Genomic DNA, 14,704 nt, shown 5'->3' on the forward strand with positions numbered 1-14,704 from the left:
TCGAGGGCGCCGACGTGACAGGACTGCAAGGATTTTTCTTCTGGGGATTTTTGCTGGCATTCGGCATCGTGATGTACATGGTCGTACCGCGTTCGAAGGACGAAGCCGGCTTTTTCAGCGGCCATGATGCGAATGGCCGTCCCGCATCCGAATGGGCGTTGATGATGAGCATCTTCATCAGCTGGATCTTCGCCAAATCGGTCACCAATGCAGCCAATCTGGGCGCTACCTATGGCATCGTCGGGGGATTGGCCTATGCCGCCTACTGGCTGTCAATTCCGGTTGCGGGCGTCGTCATTTACCGTATGCGTACCCGTCAGGGTGCGACAGGCATGGTGCCCTTCCTCATCAGTAAATACGGACGCGGTGCTGCGCTGGCATTTTCGCTGGCCATCCTGATACGGCTGTTCAATGAAGTCTGGAGCAATACAGCCGTGGTGGGCGGCTATTATGGCGAGAGCGGCTCGGCCGGCTTCATCGGCTCGGCGCTGTTGTTCACCGCGGCGGTGTTGTTCTACAGCCTCAAGGGCGGGTTGCGCAGCTCGATCTTCAGCGACGTGATCCAGGCGGTCGTGTTCATGCTGTTTCTCGGCGTTGTTCTGGCCTATGTTCTGCCTTCTCACGCGCCGAGCGATCTACTGTCCCAAGGGACATTTGCGCTGGACTCCGGCGTAGACCTGTTGCTGGTGGCGCTGCTACAAGCACTGTCCTATCCGTTTCACGACCCGGTTCTGACGGACCGTGGTTTCATCACGCGCGAGAAAACCATGCTCCGGGCATTTATCGTGGCAGGTGTACTAGGCTTCCTTGCCATCTTCGCGTTCAGCCTCGTTGGTGTGCACGCGCGCCTGGAAGGTCTCTCTCCAAGCGGAAATGTGCCAGCGGCGGTCGCTCGCGGCTTGGGCATGGCAGGTTTTTTCGCGATGATCGTGGTGATGGTGACTTCGGCCGGATCGACACTTGACTCCACCTTCACCTCGCTATCCAAGCTGGTGGCACGTGAACTCCCTCTGGTGGCCGGGCGCTTGCCCTCGCCCAAGGCGATGACTATCGGTTCGTTGACGATGGTGAGCTTTACATTTCTCGGAAACCTGCCCATGATCGCGGGAACGGACATTCTCAAAGCCACCACCATCAGCGGCACCATGGTCATCGGACTGGCACCGATCTTCCTGTTTTCAGGGCGCGTTGGCTATTCGCCCCTGTCGTTTCACCTGTCCTTCTGGATCGGTATCGGCCTTGGCGTGCTTCAAGTACTGGACCTGATTCCACCGACCTGGGCCATCGGTAGCGGAAAGTATGGCGTATTGCTGGGAACCAATCTCTATGGTTTGGTGCTCTGCACGGTCGCCTTCTTTTTGCCTCTCGCTATCTCACGTTATCGTCTTGGCCGCGCTGGAGTCGCAGTATGAGCGAACCCGGCCGCATCTGCCCGCTGCGGTATCGCTATGGCGCCGATGCCATCGCTCGAGCCGAACCACGCAAGGCACAAACTCTTTACATCATTGGCGGACTGTATGGCAACATTCCAGCGCTTGATGCCATTGAGGCAATGACAGCAACGGAGACCTCGGCACCCACCCTGTGCTTCAACGGTGACTTCAACTGGTTCAACGTTGCTAATCGCGATTTCTCCGAGATTAATCTGCGCGTGCTGGCCAACGATGCCATTCTGGGCAATGTGGAGGCCGAACTGGACGCCTTGCTTGACGACGCTGGCTGTGGCTGCGCCTATCCATCTAGCGTGGACGCTGGGATCGTCGAACGGTCAAACCAGATCCACCGCCAACTGAAGACGACGGCAGGACGCCATAAATCGTTGCTCAAGCGCATTTCACAATTGCCGATGTACCTGCGCTACCAGGTAGCTGACTGCCGTATTGGCATCGTCCACGGTGATGCCGACTCACTCGCGGGCTGGCGATTTGACATCAATGCGCTGGACGAACCGAACGCCTCACCATGGATTCGATCAGCTTTCGAAAGTGCCGACGTTGACTTGTTCGCGAGCACACATACCTGCTTGCCGGCTATGCGGCATTTCGATATAGCTTCAAACCGCGAGGGCTGGGTGGTCAACAATGGCTCCGCCGGCATGCCGAACTTTGCCGGCGATCTGACAGGCCTGTGCACGCGGATATCCACCACGCCATCACCGCATCCGGTTCTGCATGAGATCGAAATTGCCGGTGCGTTTGTGGCACTGCTACCCGTGCGTTTCGATGCGGAACGCTGGATCAGCGAATTCCTCATGCAATGGCCGCCTGGCTCGCCAGCCTGGCTTTCCTATTTTGAGCGCATGACAAAGGGACCGAGCTTCTCCCCCTGTCGGGCAATCGCTCCGACACAACGAGCCACATCCGCCCATAGCCCTGCAAGGAACATATGATGAATATCAAGGCACTGGCCTTCGACACTGGTGGCACCGTGCTGGACTGGCATGGTGGACTGGTCGCAGCCTTATCTCGCCTCGGCGCGAGCCACAACGTGAATCTGGACTGGCATACCATTGTTAATGACTGGCGCCGCCGCGCCATGAAAAGCATCACCGGGCAGACCCAGCCAACGTTCAATATGGACGATATTCATCGCCGCACACTGGACGAAACTTTGGCGCATTTCGGTTTGCAGGCCTTCACACAGGCCCAGCGTGATCAGCTTTGGCGAACGTGGCATGAACTAGATACATGGCCCGACTTTCCGGGGGCGCAGGCAGCGTTGCGAAAATCGTTTCCCGTAGTCTCTTTCACGATGCTCCCGACATCGTTAGTGGTTGATGTGTCGCGTCGCAACGGTATCGTCTGGGACGCAGTGATCTCCTGCGAAATGATCGGCATCTACAAACCGCATGCACAGGCTTATGCCACGGCTGCGCGTTGGATGGCACTTGAACCCGCGCAGATACTGATGGTTGCTTGCCACAATTTCGATCTAAATGCGGCGCACAAAGCCGGGTTTCGTACCGCCTTCGTTCGACGACCCGACGAATGGGGTCCCAAGGGACCACCCGATCCAGAGCCGAATATGGCCTATGACTTCGTCGAAGACGGGTTCGAAGCGCTGCAGCGCAGCGTGCTCACCAGTTCATAGAGAGGCCCCGTCGATCGCATGGGAAAAGCGACTATGCCACCGGTTCGCGTCGGCTCAGGGCGAAAAAATGTTGCCGACGTATACCGCCTAGCTCACCGGCATCCCCGTGGGCATTCCGGCCGATGACATCGCAAACCATCCATCTCGCCTGCCTCTGCGCGGCGTGGTGCCGCCTGTGCGAAGCCTATGCGCTCGTTCTAGAGCGTGAGGTAGCCGATCTCGCTTCAAAAGGCACGGCGCTGCGGATGCACTGGATCGACATCGAAGACGAAGTCGAACTCGTCGGAGATGTTGATGTTGAAACGTTTCCAACAATCATCATTGCGGACCAAGACAATGTGCGTTTTGCCGGTCCGCTGACTCCACATCCTGAGGCCATGCGAAGTTTGTTGCGCGCCACGATACTCAACGCACCGCCAGACGCACGCTGGCCCGCAGCAGGCCCCGCGATAGACGCGTTCGCGGAGCGGCTACGAACCTGCTGACGAAGCATCAAGATTTTCGGATGCCGCAGGCACAGAATGTGCAAAGCCTGGGCAGCCCCTACGCCATTCAGCTATTCCGAAACCTAGGCTGCTGCCCGTGAAGCGACTTGACCGCCTCTTCGATTATCTGGCGAAACGGACTCACGGTGCCACAGCAGCTTGGGCCATGCTCTGCAAGGCTTTCGCCAGGTTCCCTGCCGCGGCACACGTTGCCACGCCGTGCCGCTTGGCGATATAAGCTGAATCGTTGTAGCCGAGCCAAACCTGCGCCGAGGCGTCTTGCCATACGAGCGCTTTCAGAGGCAGGTCAATGCCGACGGATTGCGCACATTCGATGAATCGTGTTCCGTCTTGGGGATTTCCGAAAATTAACAGTTCCGTCGATCGCAGGGTCTTCCCGACCTTCGACGCGCCCCTTGAGTGATCAATACGGGCAAACACGCTTAAGCCCTTTTGTTTCGCAATCCGCCCATCAGCGGCTACGGCGATCAATGGAGCGAACAGTCACGCCAGCACAACGGGTAGGGAGCGAAGCCTCATGGTGCAGCTTTTGTGTGAAACGTTATAAATGATGATGCCGGAAGCAAGCTTTGACTACTTGCCACGCTTACGTGGCGTGGGCTCAGATGACCAAAAACTGCGCAAATCTGAGCACCCCACAATGCGTGTCAGAGACCGCGCACAAACGCCTCGGCTTCCAGGGTATCGAGATCGGCCGCCCAGTCAATAGGCGTCAGACTCAACACTTCAATCTGATGGTCGTTGAGGGCTTTTTCAAGGTCCGATCGACGGGCAAGCCGCCGATCCCGCCTGACGAGCAAGTCCTCAATCAGCGGCAGGTACATTCGCACGAACCCCGTCAACCAACGACACGACTGCTCATGCCCGTCAACAGCCTCTGCCACGAAGCGGTTCACGAACGACATCATGGTCGGCGCGTCCAACCAGTGTCCGTCGGTGACCCAGCGATTGACGGTGAGCAGTCCCACCGGCAGACCGCGCGCGTCAAGCGAGATGGCAAAAAGGTGGGTCGGTGCGGTGCGGGTCCAGCGGGATTGCCCGGGCCGGAAATACCGGCGCCGTCCTGATGCGGTCGCATGACAGAACAGGTGCAGATGGCCATGCTCACGGTCACCGTCGCGATGGGCATGATAGTAGAACTGCGACCCATGCCGCAGGTCAACCACGTCATCTGGTGGGTAGTGGTCAAATTCGACAACTTCGCGCCCCCCAATCCAGCTTTGAAGCAGGGACCCCGACGCCGACGTGACCTCTGCGAACGCCGATACGCTGTCACGCGCGCTGTTTAATGCGTTGACGAACTGGGTATCCGAAGCGCCGCTCCAATGGCGCTGGAATGACACGAATGCTTTCATAGGGGAACGCCGGGTATCGCTGCCCTCGCAAGCGGGAATATGAGGCGACAACAGTCAACTACTTCTTGACTGCACAGGCCCCACATTTGGCCTTGCAAGCGCCGCACTTGCCTTTGCAGGCCCCGCACTTCTGCATCATTCCGCCGGCGCCGCACTTCTTCGCTCCGCATGTCATCGCACAGCCACCCAGGGCGGCAGCAGTCACCACTGCTGTTGCAAGGGTTCGAGTCAATGTCGAAGAAAGAGATTTCATGGTTAGCTCCTATACGTGTAGTGTTGAAAGTTGCTTATTTTTTTGCCGCGCAGGCGCCGCACTTTGCTTTGCATGCACCGCACTTCGCCTTGGCTTTGGCTTTGGCTTTGGTCGTCGCCTTGGTTTTATCTCCGCTTGCCTTGCAGGCGCCGCACTTCGTGGCTGATTGCTTCGGCCCACACTTGGCGCCGGCGCACGTAGCGGCGATGACGTTGCCGCCCATGGCTGCGGCCGTTACGACGGCCGAGGCCAAGACTTTGCCAAGGGTGGATGAAAGATTGCTCATGGATATCTCCGGTGGGTTGATGGAAAACGTGTCAGAACTGCCACCGAGCGAGTGCAGCGGTGCGGGTAAGCTCGGCTCATGCAGAGCACGATCCGAGGCTTGGTTGGGGAGCAGCCATGCGGGTATGCACAGCCACGGAACAGCAGTGCGCGATGCGCCGCCATCAATGGGCCTGCGCCCGGCGAGACGCCAGCCAGTGGTCCAGGGAAAGCGCGCCTGGACCACGCGCTATCAGATAAAGAAGCACCGCGGCCCAGGTCCCGTGAGTCGCATAGGCACCGGGGTAGACAAAGACCTGAATCACCAGCGTCATACCCAGCAACGCCAGGGCAGAAAAACGCGTACCCAGACCGACCAGAATCAGCAGCGGAAGCAGGTGTTCTGCGAAAGCTGCCATGGGTGCAGCGAGTTCGGGCGGAACGAGTGGCAACCTGTATTCGTCCTGGAACAACGCCACGGCCGAATCCGATAGTCGAGGCCAGCCAATGGAGAACTCACCGGTGACGAGGTTGATCACAAGCCCTTCAATCTTGGTCTGCCCCGAATTCCAGAACACCGCGGCAATCGAAAATCGAGCGATGAAAGCGACAAAGGTATTCGGGATGCGTTCGAATACGCTTGTCGCGGTATCAACGATACGCGTCAGAGAGGAGGCATTGATTTGTGCAGCGCCCGCCGATGCCGAGGTCGCGCGTGAAGCGGTGGTGTTCATGAGGACAGTCTCCGGGGTAGATGAAGTAACTACGAGAAACCGAGTAGATCGCGACTCTCGTGGCTAATAGACGATGGCTGCGGCCGCGGCCTTACAGGTCAGTCGAACAATTCCCTTCGGAATCAATGAAATCGGAAAATCAGGTAGCCCGATACGTATTTGGGCTTCCTGGATTCGCCGAGGTTTACACGTCGATTTAGACGGGTGACCGCAGGGTTCCTTACAGGAACTACCGTCGTTACTACGTGTAAGAAATCCCCCCGAAATACGTCTATACATTGGCAAATAGGCGATTGTCTTGCCGCAAAAAAAAAGGCTCTTGAGATGCGTCCAAACAAGCGTTGGTGGTTACTGGTGGTTTTGGCCTTGCTGCTGAGCCTATTTTTTGCGTTCGACCTCGAACGCTTTCTCAGCCTGAGCACCATCAAGGCCAGCCAATCGGATCTGCAGTCCTGGAGAGCCGGACAGCCATTGCTGGCCGCGGTCTTGTTCTTTGTGGCTTATGTGACTGCTGCGGCGCTGTCGCTGCCTGGGGCTGCGGTGATGACACTGGCTGCTGGGGCATTGTTCGGCCTCGGCTGGGGCGCATTAATTGTTTCCTTTGCCTCCACGATTGGCGCGACGCTAGCCTTCCTGGCTTCGCGCTGGCTGCTGGGCTGCTGGGTACAGTCGCGCTTCGGCGAACGCCTTGCCGCGCTCAATGCAGGAATCGCCAAAGATGGCGGCTTCTATCTGTTCACGCTGCGCCTGGTGCCAGTTTTGCCGTTTTTTGTGATCAACCTGGCCATGGGCGTTACAGCCCTGCGCACCTGGACCTTCTACTGGGTCAGCCAGGTCGGCATGCTTGCCGGTACGCTGGTTTACGTCAACGCCGGCACACAGTTGGCACGCGTCGAATCGCTTTCGGGCGTCGTCTCGCCCGGTGTGCTTGGCTCGTTGGCATTGTTGGGGATTTTCCCAATCGTCGCAAAAAAACTGACCGACATCTTTCAGGCTCGAAAAGTCTATGCCCATTGGCCACGGCCTAAGAGCTTTGACCGCAACCTGGTGGTTATCGGAGGAGGCTCGGCAGGCCTTGTCACGGCTTACATCGCCGCAGCAATCAAGGCTAAAGTTACCCTGGTCGAAAAGCACGCTATGGGCGGCGACTGTTTGAATACCGGTTGTGTCCCGTCCAAGGCGCTAATCCGATCTGCCAAGTTTCTGTCCCACGTTCAGCGCGCCCGGGAGTTCGGCATGCGCTCAGCCATCGCCGACTTCGACTTCCGCGAGGTCATGGAGCGCGTGCAGCGCGTGATCAAGGAGATCGAACCACACGACTCGGTGGAGCGTTACACCAATCTCGGCGTGGATGTGGCCCAAGGGTCGGCGCAAATCATTTCGCCCTGGGAGGTGGAAATCACCCACCTTGACGGTCGAAGGCAGCGTCTGACCACGCGCGCGATTGTTATCGCGGCCGGCGCCCGGCCGTTTGTGCCGCAGATCCCCGGCATTGACCTGGTCGAAGTGTTGACCTCCGACAACGTCTGGAATCTGCGCCAGCTTCCCGAACGGCTGGTCGTTCTGGGAGGCGGTCCGATCGGCAGCGAGCTGACACAGACGTTCGCTCGCCTCGGTTCCAAAGTGACGCAAGTTGAGATGGCAGCGCGCATCCTGCTTCGCGAGGACCCGGAAGTGTCGGATCTGGTTACCGCCCGTTTCCACGCGGAAGGCATCAATGTGCTGGTCGAACACAAGGCAGAACGGGTCGAAGTGCTTAACGGCGAGAAACAACTTGTCGCGACATACCGCGGCGAGGAAATTCGTATTCCCTTTGACAGCCTGCTGGTGGCTGTGGGTCGCGTGGCCAACCTCGAAGGCTATGGGCTGAAGGAGCTCGGCGTCACGACCGGACGCACAGTGGAGGTCAATGGCTACCTGCAGACAAATTTCCCCAACATCTATGCCGCCGGCGACGTGGCTGGTCCCTACCAGTTCACCCACACCGCCGCCCATCAGGCATGGTACGCAGCCGTCAACGCCCTGTTCGATCCGTTCAAGAAATTTCGGGCTGACTACCGCGTTATTCCGTGGGCTACCTTTGTCGAACCCGAAGTGGCTCGCGTCGGCCTCAATGAACTCGAGGCCAAGGAAAAAGGCGTGGCATATGAGGTCACGATTTATGGCCTGGATGATCTTGATCGAGCCATTGCAGACAATGAGGCGCACGGCTTTGTGAAAGTTCTGACCGTGCCCGGCAAAGACCGCATACTCGGCGTCACCATAGCCGGTGCGCATGCTGGCGACCTGCTGGCCGAGTGGGTACTGGCCATGAAGCATGGCATTGGTCTGAACAAGATCCTCGGCACCATCCATACCTACCCGACGTTGGCCGAGGCCAACAAGTATGTTGCCGGCAACTGGAAGCGCGCCCACGCGCCGCGAAAGTTGCTGGCTTGGGTCGAGCGCTTCCATGCCTGGCGACGTACCTGAAGACACATCATGATCCGTACCTCAAACCCCACCGTCTATCTTGACCTGCCGCCCGGCGCAGGACACAGTGCGCTACGAACCGCCCTGATGGCCATGCGGGTGGTTCCGCTCGCATTTCCGAAGGGAAAGGACGAGTACGTTGCCGCACTCCACAGCCTAGCTGACCTGCCCGCCATGGTGGCCTTCGTCGATATTTCGCATACGGATGAATCGCAATCGCACACACTGCCCCAATTGGAGGCCTTGCTTCCGGCCACCCTAGCCCGTCAGCAAATTTTTCTCACGCGGCTAGCTGGCGGCCACGTGAGCGAAGGCGACGTCCGATGGGCGAAAGCACTCGGTTTTGCTGATCTTCTGTGCGATCTGGAGGTGCAAAACGGCAAAGGTTCACTGCGCAAAGCCGTCGATGCCGTTGCGAACGTATTCTCACTGCCTCGTATATCATCAGGTGAACTGGTGATATACGCGCGACCGATGATCGAGGTCACAAGTGTTCCTACACCGCGCGCCGTTATTCGGTCCCTCACGGGTTTGGGCGCCGAGCATGTGGCAACACTGCTTGGCGAGTCGCTGAATATCGTTGATCGGACCTACCATCTAAAGACATACTCACATTGTTTTGTCGGATCTGACGCAGTCATCTGGCTAGGTGAAAAATTCAAGCGATCACGCAAAGAGGCACTGGCGATTGGCCAGGCACTCCTGGCTTTGGGATTGATCGCCCATGTCACGGGTGACCACCCTTTTCTCGATGATCGCCTGTTTTATCACCTCGCTGTTTCTGAGCTGGCGGATCAATTGCATCTGGGCCTGATCTTCGACGGGTTGCGTGGGCCCCGTGGTGTTCCAGTGGCCGACAGAAGTTATTTGGGCAAAACTTATCACCGTTGCTGGATCGGAGCCGAAGCGGCAGATCTTCTGGTGAAACAACATGGCGTCACAAGACATGATGCGTGGATACTGCTGCATCGTCTGATGCAGTTCGGCCTCATCGAGCACGTCACCCGCTCAAGACCTTTGATAGACGGGGCATTTTTTTACCGTTTCATCGGTTTTCCCATCAAAAGGGAGCAATCGTGACCAAGCGATTGAACGTACCGGGGCGACGTGCCCTGCTCACCGCTCTGCCTCTGCTTCTGCTGGCTGGTTTCCATGCTCCGGCAGTCCATGCTGCGTTCGACCACGGCCACCGGGACTGGGACGCCTTGCTCAAGCAGCATGTTGTGGTGGCGCCCGGCGGAAACGCATCAACCCTGAGGTATGCCGGCCTGCAAGCCCGACGCAATGAGCTACGTGCTTACTTGGCCAGCCTTTCTGCCGTATCGACCCGGGAATATGGTGCTTGGACTGGTCCCCAACAACTGGCATTTCTGGCCAATGCCTACAACGCCTACACCGTCGAACTGGTTCTCACGCGGTATCCAGACCTTCAATCGATCAGGGATTTGGGTGGTCTGCTGCAGAGCCCCTGGAAGAAGAAGTTTTTCCGCTTGTTGGAACAGGAGCGATCACTCGATGAGCTCGAGCATGGGATGATTCGCGCGCCAGGCATTTTTGACGACCCGCGCATTCACGCGGCCATGGTCTGCGCCTCGATCGGCTGCCCGATGCTGCGCAATGAGGCGTTTGTGGCCGAACGGCTTGACGCCCAGCTTGACGATGCCTTGCGGCGCTTTCTGTCCGATCGTTCCCGCAACCGCTTCGATGGTACCACCGGCACGCTCGCTGTTTCGAAGATCTTCGACTGGTACCGCAGGGATTTCGAGCAGGGACACAAGGGTTACGATTCACTGCAGGCGGTGTTCGCCCGGCACGCTGATTCACTGGCCAACACACCGCAAACACAGGGCGACGTTCGCGCGGGCCGCTATAAGCTGGCCTTTCTAAACTACGACTGGGCGCTCAATGATGTTCGCTGAGCGTAAACGGAACGAACACCCATGACAGCCATCATCGACAGCATTTTCGGGTGGATCGGCGACCGGCTAAGTCGCTACCTGAGCCAAACCCATCCTACGCGAAGCTTGGCCGTGCCTACAGATCCGGTCATGCTGATGGCCTGCCTGAAACCAGGTGACGTTGTGCTGATCGAAGGGCAGACCCGCGTCAGCGTTGCGATCAAGTACCTGACCCAGTCGACTTGGTCGCACGCCGCACTGTACGTAGGCAACGCCAGCGGGCTCGTCGATGGACTGGGTCAGCCTCGCTGCTTTCTGGAGGCGGACATCCGCGAAGGTGTGCGGGTCGTCAGCGTGGCGGAATTCACAGGTTTGCATTGCCGTGTGTGCCGGCCAATTGGACTGAATGACGTTGAGATCAATGCCTTGATTCACTTCGTGCTGGCTCGCCTGGGCCACCGCTACGATCTGAAGAATGTGTTTGACTTGGCGCGCTATCTCTTGCCGACGCCGCCCGTTCCGGTGCGATGGCGCCGCCGCATGCTGGCACTTGGCAGCGGGGATCCCACTCGGGCCATCTGCTCTACTCTGATTGCCCAAGCCTTCCAGTCCGTGCGCTACCCCATTCTGCCGCTCATCGAAACCGTGCCGTCCAAAGATCCGACGTGCCTCGGCTGCATGGACGAAATCCTGTGGGTACGCCACCACAGCCTGTTCGTGCCGCGTGATTTCGACGTCTCGCCATACTTCTGCGTGATCAAGCCCATGCTGGCGATGAATTTTGATCATCGTCAGCTGACGTGGAACGAAGACGCGAACAAGGAGTTCGCATGAGACTGACGCTTTGCATCATCGTATCGGTGCTCGATGAAGCCGAATCGCCAACCCGGCGTTTGCATAACCGGGGCGCACTTCAGACAATTGTGAATGGCGGCAACCAGGCATTGTGGGGGGTGGATGCATCTGCCGATCTGGCACGCTTGGGCGCCATCGAGCCAGGTACGTCCGTATGAAGCGGCTCGTGTTGCTCGGTGGTGGACACGCACATGTCAAGGTGCTGGCCGAACTGGCTAGGCGGCCACTGGTCGGATGGGATGTCCACCTTGTGTCACCGTATCGGCGCCAGATCTACTCGGGCATGCTACCGGGCTGGGTGGCGGGACACTACCCGATCGAGTCATGTGCTATCAATCTCAACACCCTCGCGGCAGATGCTCGCGTCGCGTTTCACGAAACCACCGGAGCGGGAGTCTCCCCAGCCATCAACGAAATCTCGTGCTCAGATGGCACCCGCCTGCGTTTCGATCTGCTGTCCATCGACACCGGTTCGCTGCCGGCCATCGACCAGTTGCCAGGCAGCCTCGAACATGCGCTGCCGATTCGGCCTATCGAGGAATTCGTGTCGGCCTGGCCAGGTATCGTGGACCGAATGCTCAGCCGTTGCCGACGTTTCGATCTTGTGATCCTGGGTGCAGGTGCTGCTGGTGTGGAACTGGCATTCGCCATTCAGTATCGCGCCATGGTTGACGGATGGTCACATCTGCGTATCACCCTCGTCGGCTCGGGAGCGCTTCCGTTGGACGGGGGGCCAGTGCGGCAGCGTCAACAGGCGGCCAACTTGCTTATGCAACGTGGCGTGGCATGGCAAGCGGAGCGTCGGGCAGTAGAAATCTCCACTGACCATATCAACTTCGAACAAGGGCTCCCGCTTGGCTTCGATGCTTGCTTTGTCGTTACCGGCGCCGCTGCACCCACCTGGGTTCGCGCTAGCGGCCTGGCCACCAATGAGCGTGGGTTCATCCGTGTTGGGCCCACTCTGCAAAGCGTGTCCCACCCGCAGATCTTTGCCGCGGGCGACGTGGCAGCCTATGCGGACAACAGGCCGAAGTCCGGGGTGTTCGCGGTCAAGGCGGGCCCGGTGCTGGCCGACAACCTGAGAGCGGTTTGCGAAGGGCGGTTACCCCGCCGCTGGACACCTCAAACACGGGCGCTCTATCTCATCAGCACAGGGAATCGATATGCCATCGCCTCGTGGGGTCCTTGGGCTTGGGGTGGTGCGTGGGTCTGGTACTGGAAAGACCGAATTGACCGGGGCTTTATGCGCCGCTTTGGTACGGACGCCTGAACATGGCGAAGTACGCGTCAACGAAAAGGTGACGCTTTCGCGCTAATAGGACCAGGACCGAAGCACCGGACGCCTAGCCGATTTTGTCAGCGACACACTCGAACGGAGTGTGTCGCCAACATTGGGTGCCATTGCGCTTAGATCGCGCTGGCTTCACCGGACGGGATTTGGCCAAGGCGAAGGGCTTGGGCGGTTTGCGCTCGCACAGCTGCACGGTCCAGACTTGAACGGATCGGCGACACGCGGGATCCAGCCGGCTCATTGCTGCGCTTGCGCATCGCTTGAGCAGCCTCGGCCACGACTTCAGCGCGCACCCGGCTGCTCTGGAATGCCTTGGTGTATTCAGGCGCTACGGCATCGTCTGCCTGGACCCCGGCTGAGAAGAGGACCGCCAATGCAGCGACTGCAAAGATGCGATTTGATTTCATGATGATTTCCTTTGTGAGGTTGAACTGAAGATTTAAATGAACTGCAGCGCTCATAGCGTCACAGTCACAACCTTGGTCGGACCAAATCAGGAAAACGTGACAAGACCAGACAAAAACCTTTAAAACAACAGGGGATTTCAGGAAACTTCAGAAGAAGATCCTGTCGGCGGATGTAAGGCAAGGTGGAGGTTTGTCGTCTAACAAACAGACCATACAGCGTTCGTAACATCAACAGCGCCTTGACGCAGGAGATAAAGATGGCTCGACTAAAAGAAGAGATGGTTGCCCGGGCGCCCACACACCCAGGAATTCCCGCACCTGACGCCGATGTGGATCTGGAGACACAACTGCCAGTCCTGCGACAGCGCCTCTTGCGCCATGCTCGTTTCGCATTGCATGACGCCAGCTTGGCAGAGGACCTGGTGCAGGACACTTTGATGGCCGTCGTCGAACAGCACGCCAGTCATCGGGGAGTTGCCTCCCTCATCACCTGGGCGACGGCAATCCTGAAAAACAAGGTTGCCGACTGGTATCGATCACCCAATCGGCGCCGCATGGTGCAATTTACATCTGACGATGGCGAGCTCGAACGCTCTGTCGATGCCATCTATGACCAAAATGAGTCCTATGCCGATCCGGTCCCGGCCTGGCAACAGCCAGAAAATCAGCTTGAGCAGCGCCAGATGATGACCGTGCTCGAAAGCTGTGTGAGCTACCTGCCACGTCAGACTGGCCATGTTTTCATGATGCGCGAATGGCTTGGCTTTGAGAACTCTGAAATTTGTGACCGGACCGGCATCAGCGCAGAAAATTGCAGGAAGATTCTGCACCGGGCGCGCATGGCACTCCGCGACTGCATGCAGCGCGATTGGATTGGGAAAAGGACGGCAGTATGAACGGAATGTATTCTTGCAAAAAGGTGGCAGAACTTCTGTCCCAGCGCTTGGACGAACCTCTTGGATTGGTTGACCGTCTTCGTCTGCGTGCACATCTCTCCATGTGCAACAACTGCCGCCATATAGATAACCAGTTGACGGCAGTCCATTCACTCATTGCCGATCTCTTCTCATCAAGTCAAGCTTCTGGAAACGCTCCGGAAGAAGATAAAGATCTTGCCGGAAGGCCTCGGGGTTCCGAAACGCAATAGAGTTCAATCCACGGCAAGCGTCCCAAGAAAGCCACTCTTCAAATGGCGTTCATCGTCGCGTTGGCATCGATGTTCGTGAACACGTCAAAGGCCCTGCCTTGAATGCATCAGCGGTTTGATTCAAGATAGCTGTGGAGCCATCGTGTTGAGTTCCATCGAAATTTGACCCAACGCAACGCGCAGCAAGTTGGAGCCGGTCAAAAAGGTCGTCAAGATGCTCCGGAGCCACGGGGAAGGCCTGCTGACCTATAGCCAACATGGAGTCAGCAAAGCCTGTGCAGAAGGTTTCAACAGCGCCATCCAACTCATTAAGGCCAATGTGCGCGGACTTCGCAACTTCACCAACTACCGGGCAAGGATTCTGTCTCATTGTGGAAAGTTGAACTTGGCTATGGCCTAGAAAATCACAGTAAATTCAACGAAGCTCCCAAA

General features: G+C 58.0%; 17 protein-coding genes and 1 pseudogene. 13 read left to right on the forward strand and 5 right to left on the reverse strand.

All coding sequences use genetic code 11. The features are described from left to right. Window positions 1–14 precede the first annotated feature (14 nt). The 4 genes from B7G53_RS14000 to B7G53_RS14015 all read left to right on the forward strand — a co-directional run bounded on the left by B7G53_RS14000 (window position 15) and on the right by B7G53_RS14015 (window position 3,575). Window positions 15–1,412 (forward strand): hypothetical protein, encoded by a 1,398-nt coding sequence (locus B7G53_RS14000; protein ID WP_217992616.1) that lies wholly within the window; start codon window positions 15–17, stop codon window positions 1,410–1,412. Beyond that, window positions 1,409–2,389 (forward strand): hypothetical protein, encoded by a 981-nt coding sequence (locus B7G53_RS14005; protein ID WP_096668690.1) that lies wholly within the window; start codon window positions 1,409–1,411, stop codon window positions 2,387–2,389. Before B7G53_RS14000 ends, B7G53_RS14005 begins: the two co-directional genes overlap by 4 nt. Continuing rightward, on the forward strand, window positions 2,389–3,090 hold the full coding sequence (locus tag B7G53_RS14010) for a haloacid dehalogenase type II (RefSeq protein WP_176491368.1): 702 nt from the start codon (window positions 2,389–2,391) through the stop codon (window positions 3,088–3,090). The genes B7G53_RS14005 and B7G53_RS14010 overlap by 1 nt, the downstream gene beginning before the upstream one ends. Window positions 3,091–3,212: 122 nt before the next feature. After that, complete coding sequence (locus B7G53_RS14015; protein ID WP_096668694.1) at window positions 3,213–3,575, forward strand: thioredoxin domain-containing protein; 363 nt, start codon at window positions 3,213–3,215, stop codon at window positions 3,573–3,575. Window positions 3,576–3,716: 141 nt separating this feature from the next. Here B7G53_RS14015 and B7G53_RS14020 read toward each other — a convergent pair whose 3' ends face one another. The 4 genes from B7G53_RS14020 to B7G53_RS14035 form a co-directional block, all read right to left on the reverse strand. Next, window positions 3,717–4,016: a DUF302 domain-containing protein gene (locus B7G53_RS14020; protein ID WP_255250017.1), complete on the reverse strand. Its 300-nt coding sequence runs from the start codon at window positions 4,014–4,016 to the stop codon at window positions 3,717–3,719. A 227-nt stretch (window positions 4,017–4,243) separates the two neighbouring features. After that, window positions 4,244–4,951, reverse strand: coding sequence for a DUF6969 family protein (locus B7G53_RS14025; protein WP_141396339.1), 708 nt, complete (start codon window positions 4,949–4,951; stop codon window positions 4,244–4,246). 287 nt (window positions 4,952–5,238) lie between these two features. Continuing rightward, entirely contained in the window at window positions 5,239–5,490 is a 252-nt protein-coding gene (locus B7G53_RS14030; RefSeq protein ID WP_141396340.1) for a hypothetical protein, read from the reverse strand. Window positions 5,491–5,653: 163 nt separating this feature from the next. Then, window positions 5,654–6,202: a DoxX family protein gene (locus B7G53_RS14035; protein ID WP_096668702.1), complete on the reverse strand. Its 549-nt coding sequence runs from the start codon at window positions 6,200–6,202 to the stop codon at window positions 5,654–5,656. 324 nt (window positions 6,203–6,526) lie between these two features. Between B7G53_RS14035 and B7G53_RS14040 the strand changes: the two genes are divergently transcribed. From B7G53_RS14040 to B7G53_RS14060, 6 genes are read left to right on the forward strand one after another with little or no spacing between them, the layout of a single operon-like run. Continuing rightward, window positions 6,527–8,674, forward strand: coding sequence for an FAD-dependent oxidoreductase (locus B7G53_RS14040; RefSeq protein WP_096668704.1), 2,148 nt, complete (start codon window positions 6,527–6,529; stop codon window positions 8,672–8,674). 9 nt (window positions 8,675–8,683) lie between these two features. Then, window positions 8,684–9,754: a hypothetical protein gene (locus B7G53_RS14045; RefSeq protein ID WP_096668706.1), complete on the forward strand. Its 1,071-nt coding sequence runs from the start codon at window positions 8,684–8,686 to the stop codon at window positions 9,752–9,754. Then, window positions 9,751–10,593, forward strand: coding sequence for a DUF547 domain-containing protein (locus tag B7G53_RS14050; protein WP_217992617.1), 843 nt, complete (start codon window positions 9,751–9,753; stop codon window positions 10,591–10,593). The genes B7G53_RS14045 and B7G53_RS14050 overlap by 4 nt, the downstream gene beginning before the upstream one ends. 21 nt (window positions 10,594–10,614) lie before the next feature. After that, a complete protein-coding gene (locus tag B7G53_RS14055; RefSeq protein WP_096668709.1) occupies window positions 10,615–11,406 on the forward strand; it encodes a YiiX/YebB-like N1pC/P60 family cysteine hydrolase in 792 nt (263 codons plus the stop codon). Continuing rightward, window positions 11,403–11,585 (forward strand): hypothetical protein, encoded by a 183-nt coding sequence (locus B7G53_RS22530; protein ID WP_141396341.1) that lies wholly within the window; start codon window positions 11,403–11,405, stop codon window positions 11,583–11,585. The genes B7G53_RS14055 and B7G53_RS22530 overlap by 4 nt, the downstream gene beginning before the upstream one ends. Further along, window positions 11,582–12,697, forward strand: a complete 1,116-nt coding sequence (locus tag B7G53_RS14060; protein WP_096668711.1) for an FAD-dependent oxidoreductase — start codon at window positions 11,582–11,584, stop codon at window positions 12,695–12,697. Before B7G53_RS22530 ends, B7G53_RS14060 begins: the two co-directional genes overlap by 4 nt. Before the next feature lie 137 nt (window positions 12,698–12,834). On the opposite strand, the gene B7G53_RS14065 is transcribed toward B7G53_RS14060, so the two are convergent. Continuing rightward, on the reverse strand, window positions 12,835–13,179 hold the full coding sequence (locus B7G53_RS14065) for a DUF4148 domain-containing protein (protein ID WP_369680283.1): 345 nt from the start codon (window positions 13,177–13,179) through the stop codon (window positions 12,835–12,837). A 203-nt stretch (window positions 13,180–13,382) separates the two neighbouring features. Here B7G53_RS14065 and B7G53_RS14070 point away from each other — a divergent pair, with 203 nt between their 5' ends. The 3 genes and pseudogenes from B7G53_RS14070 to B7G53_RS14080 all read left to right on the forward strand — a co-directional run. Further along, entirely contained in the window at window positions 13,383–14,021 is a 639-nt protein-coding gene (locus B7G53_RS14070; RefSeq protein ID WP_141396342.1) for a sigma-70 family RNA polymerase sigma factor, read from the forward strand. Between the two features lie 5 nt (window positions 14,022–14,026). Beyond that, window positions 14,027–14,272 (forward strand): zf-HC2 domain-containing protein, encoded by a 246-nt coding sequence (locus B7G53_RS23385; RefSeq protein ID WP_096668717.1) that lies wholly within the window; start codon window positions 14,027–14,029, stop codon window positions 14,270–14,272. Between the two features lie 169 nt (window positions 14,273–14,441). Then, a pseudogene (locus B7G53_RS14080) lies at window positions 14,442–14,672 on the forward strand (transposase); the annotation flags it as partial. Window positions 14,673–14,704 lie beyond the last annotated feature (32 nt).

The sequence above is a fragment of the Polaromonas sp. AET17H-212 genome, from assembly GCF_002379085.1.
Lineage (GTDB): Bacteria > Pseudomonadota > Gammaproteobacteria > Burkholderiales > Burkholderiaceae_C > Polaromonas.

What these genes read in the sequence shown, in the direction of transcription:
- B7G53_RS14005 (WP_096668690.1), top strand. Translation starts at nt 1,409, where the DNA reads ATGAGCGAACCCGGCCGCATCTGCCCGCTGCGGTATCGCTATGGCGCC.
- B7G53_RS14010 (WP_176491368.1), top strand. Translation starts at nt 2,389, where the DNA reads ATGAATATCAAGGCACTGGCCTTCGACACTGGTGGCACCGTGCTGGAC.
- B7G53_RS14015 (WP_096668694.1), top strand. Translation starts at nt 3,213, where the DNA reads ATGACATCGCAAACCATCCATCTCGCCTGCCTCTGCGCGGCGTGGTGC.
- B7G53_RS14025 (WP_141396339.1), bottom strand. Translation starts at nt 4,951, where the DNA reads ATGAAAGCATTCGTGTCATTCCAGCGCCATTGGAGCGGCGCTTCGGAT.
- B7G53_RS14030 (WP_141396340.1), bottom strand. Translation starts at nt 5,490, where the DNA reads ATGAGCAATCTTTCATCCACCCTTGGCAAAGTCTTGGCCTCGGCCGTC.
- B7G53_RS14035 (WP_096668702.1), bottom strand. Translation starts at nt 6,202, where the DNA reads ATGAACACCACCGCTTCACGCGCGACCTCGGCATCGGCGGGCGCTGCA.
- B7G53_RS14040 (WP_096668704.1), top strand. Translation starts at nt 6,527, where the DNA reads ATGCGTCCAAACAAGCGTTGGTGGTTACTGGTGGTTTTGGCCTTGCTG.
- B7G53_RS14045 (WP_096668706.1), top strand. Translation starts at nt 8,684, where the DNA reads ATGATCCGTACCTCAAACCCCACCGTCTATCTTGACCTGCCGCCCGGC.
- B7G53_RS14055 (WP_096668709.1), top strand. Translation starts at nt 10,615, where the DNA reads ATGACAGCCATCATCGACAGCATTTTCGGGTGGATCGGCGACCGGCTA.
- B7G53_RS22530 (WP_141396341.1), top strand. Translation starts at nt 11,403, where the DNA reads ATGAGACTGACGCTTTGCATCATCGTATCGGTGCTCGATGAAGCCGAA.
- B7G53_RS14060 (WP_096668711.1), top strand. Translation starts at nt 11,582, where the DNA reads ATGAAGCGGCTCGTGTTGCTCGGTGGTGGACACGCACATGTCAAGGTG.
- B7G53_RS14065 (WP_369680283.1), bottom strand. Translation starts at nt 13,179, where the DNA reads ATGAGCGCTGCAGTTCATTTAAATCTTCAGTTCAACCTCACAAAGGAA.
- B7G53_RS14070 (WP_141396342.1), top strand. Translation starts at nt 13,383, where the DNA reads ATGGCTCGACTAAAAGAAGAGATGGTTGCCCGGGCGCCCACACACCCA.
- B7G53_RS23385 (WP_096668717.1), top strand. Translation starts at nt 14,027, where the DNA reads ATGTATTCTTGCAAAAAGGTGGCAGAACTTCTGTCCCAGCGCTTGGAC.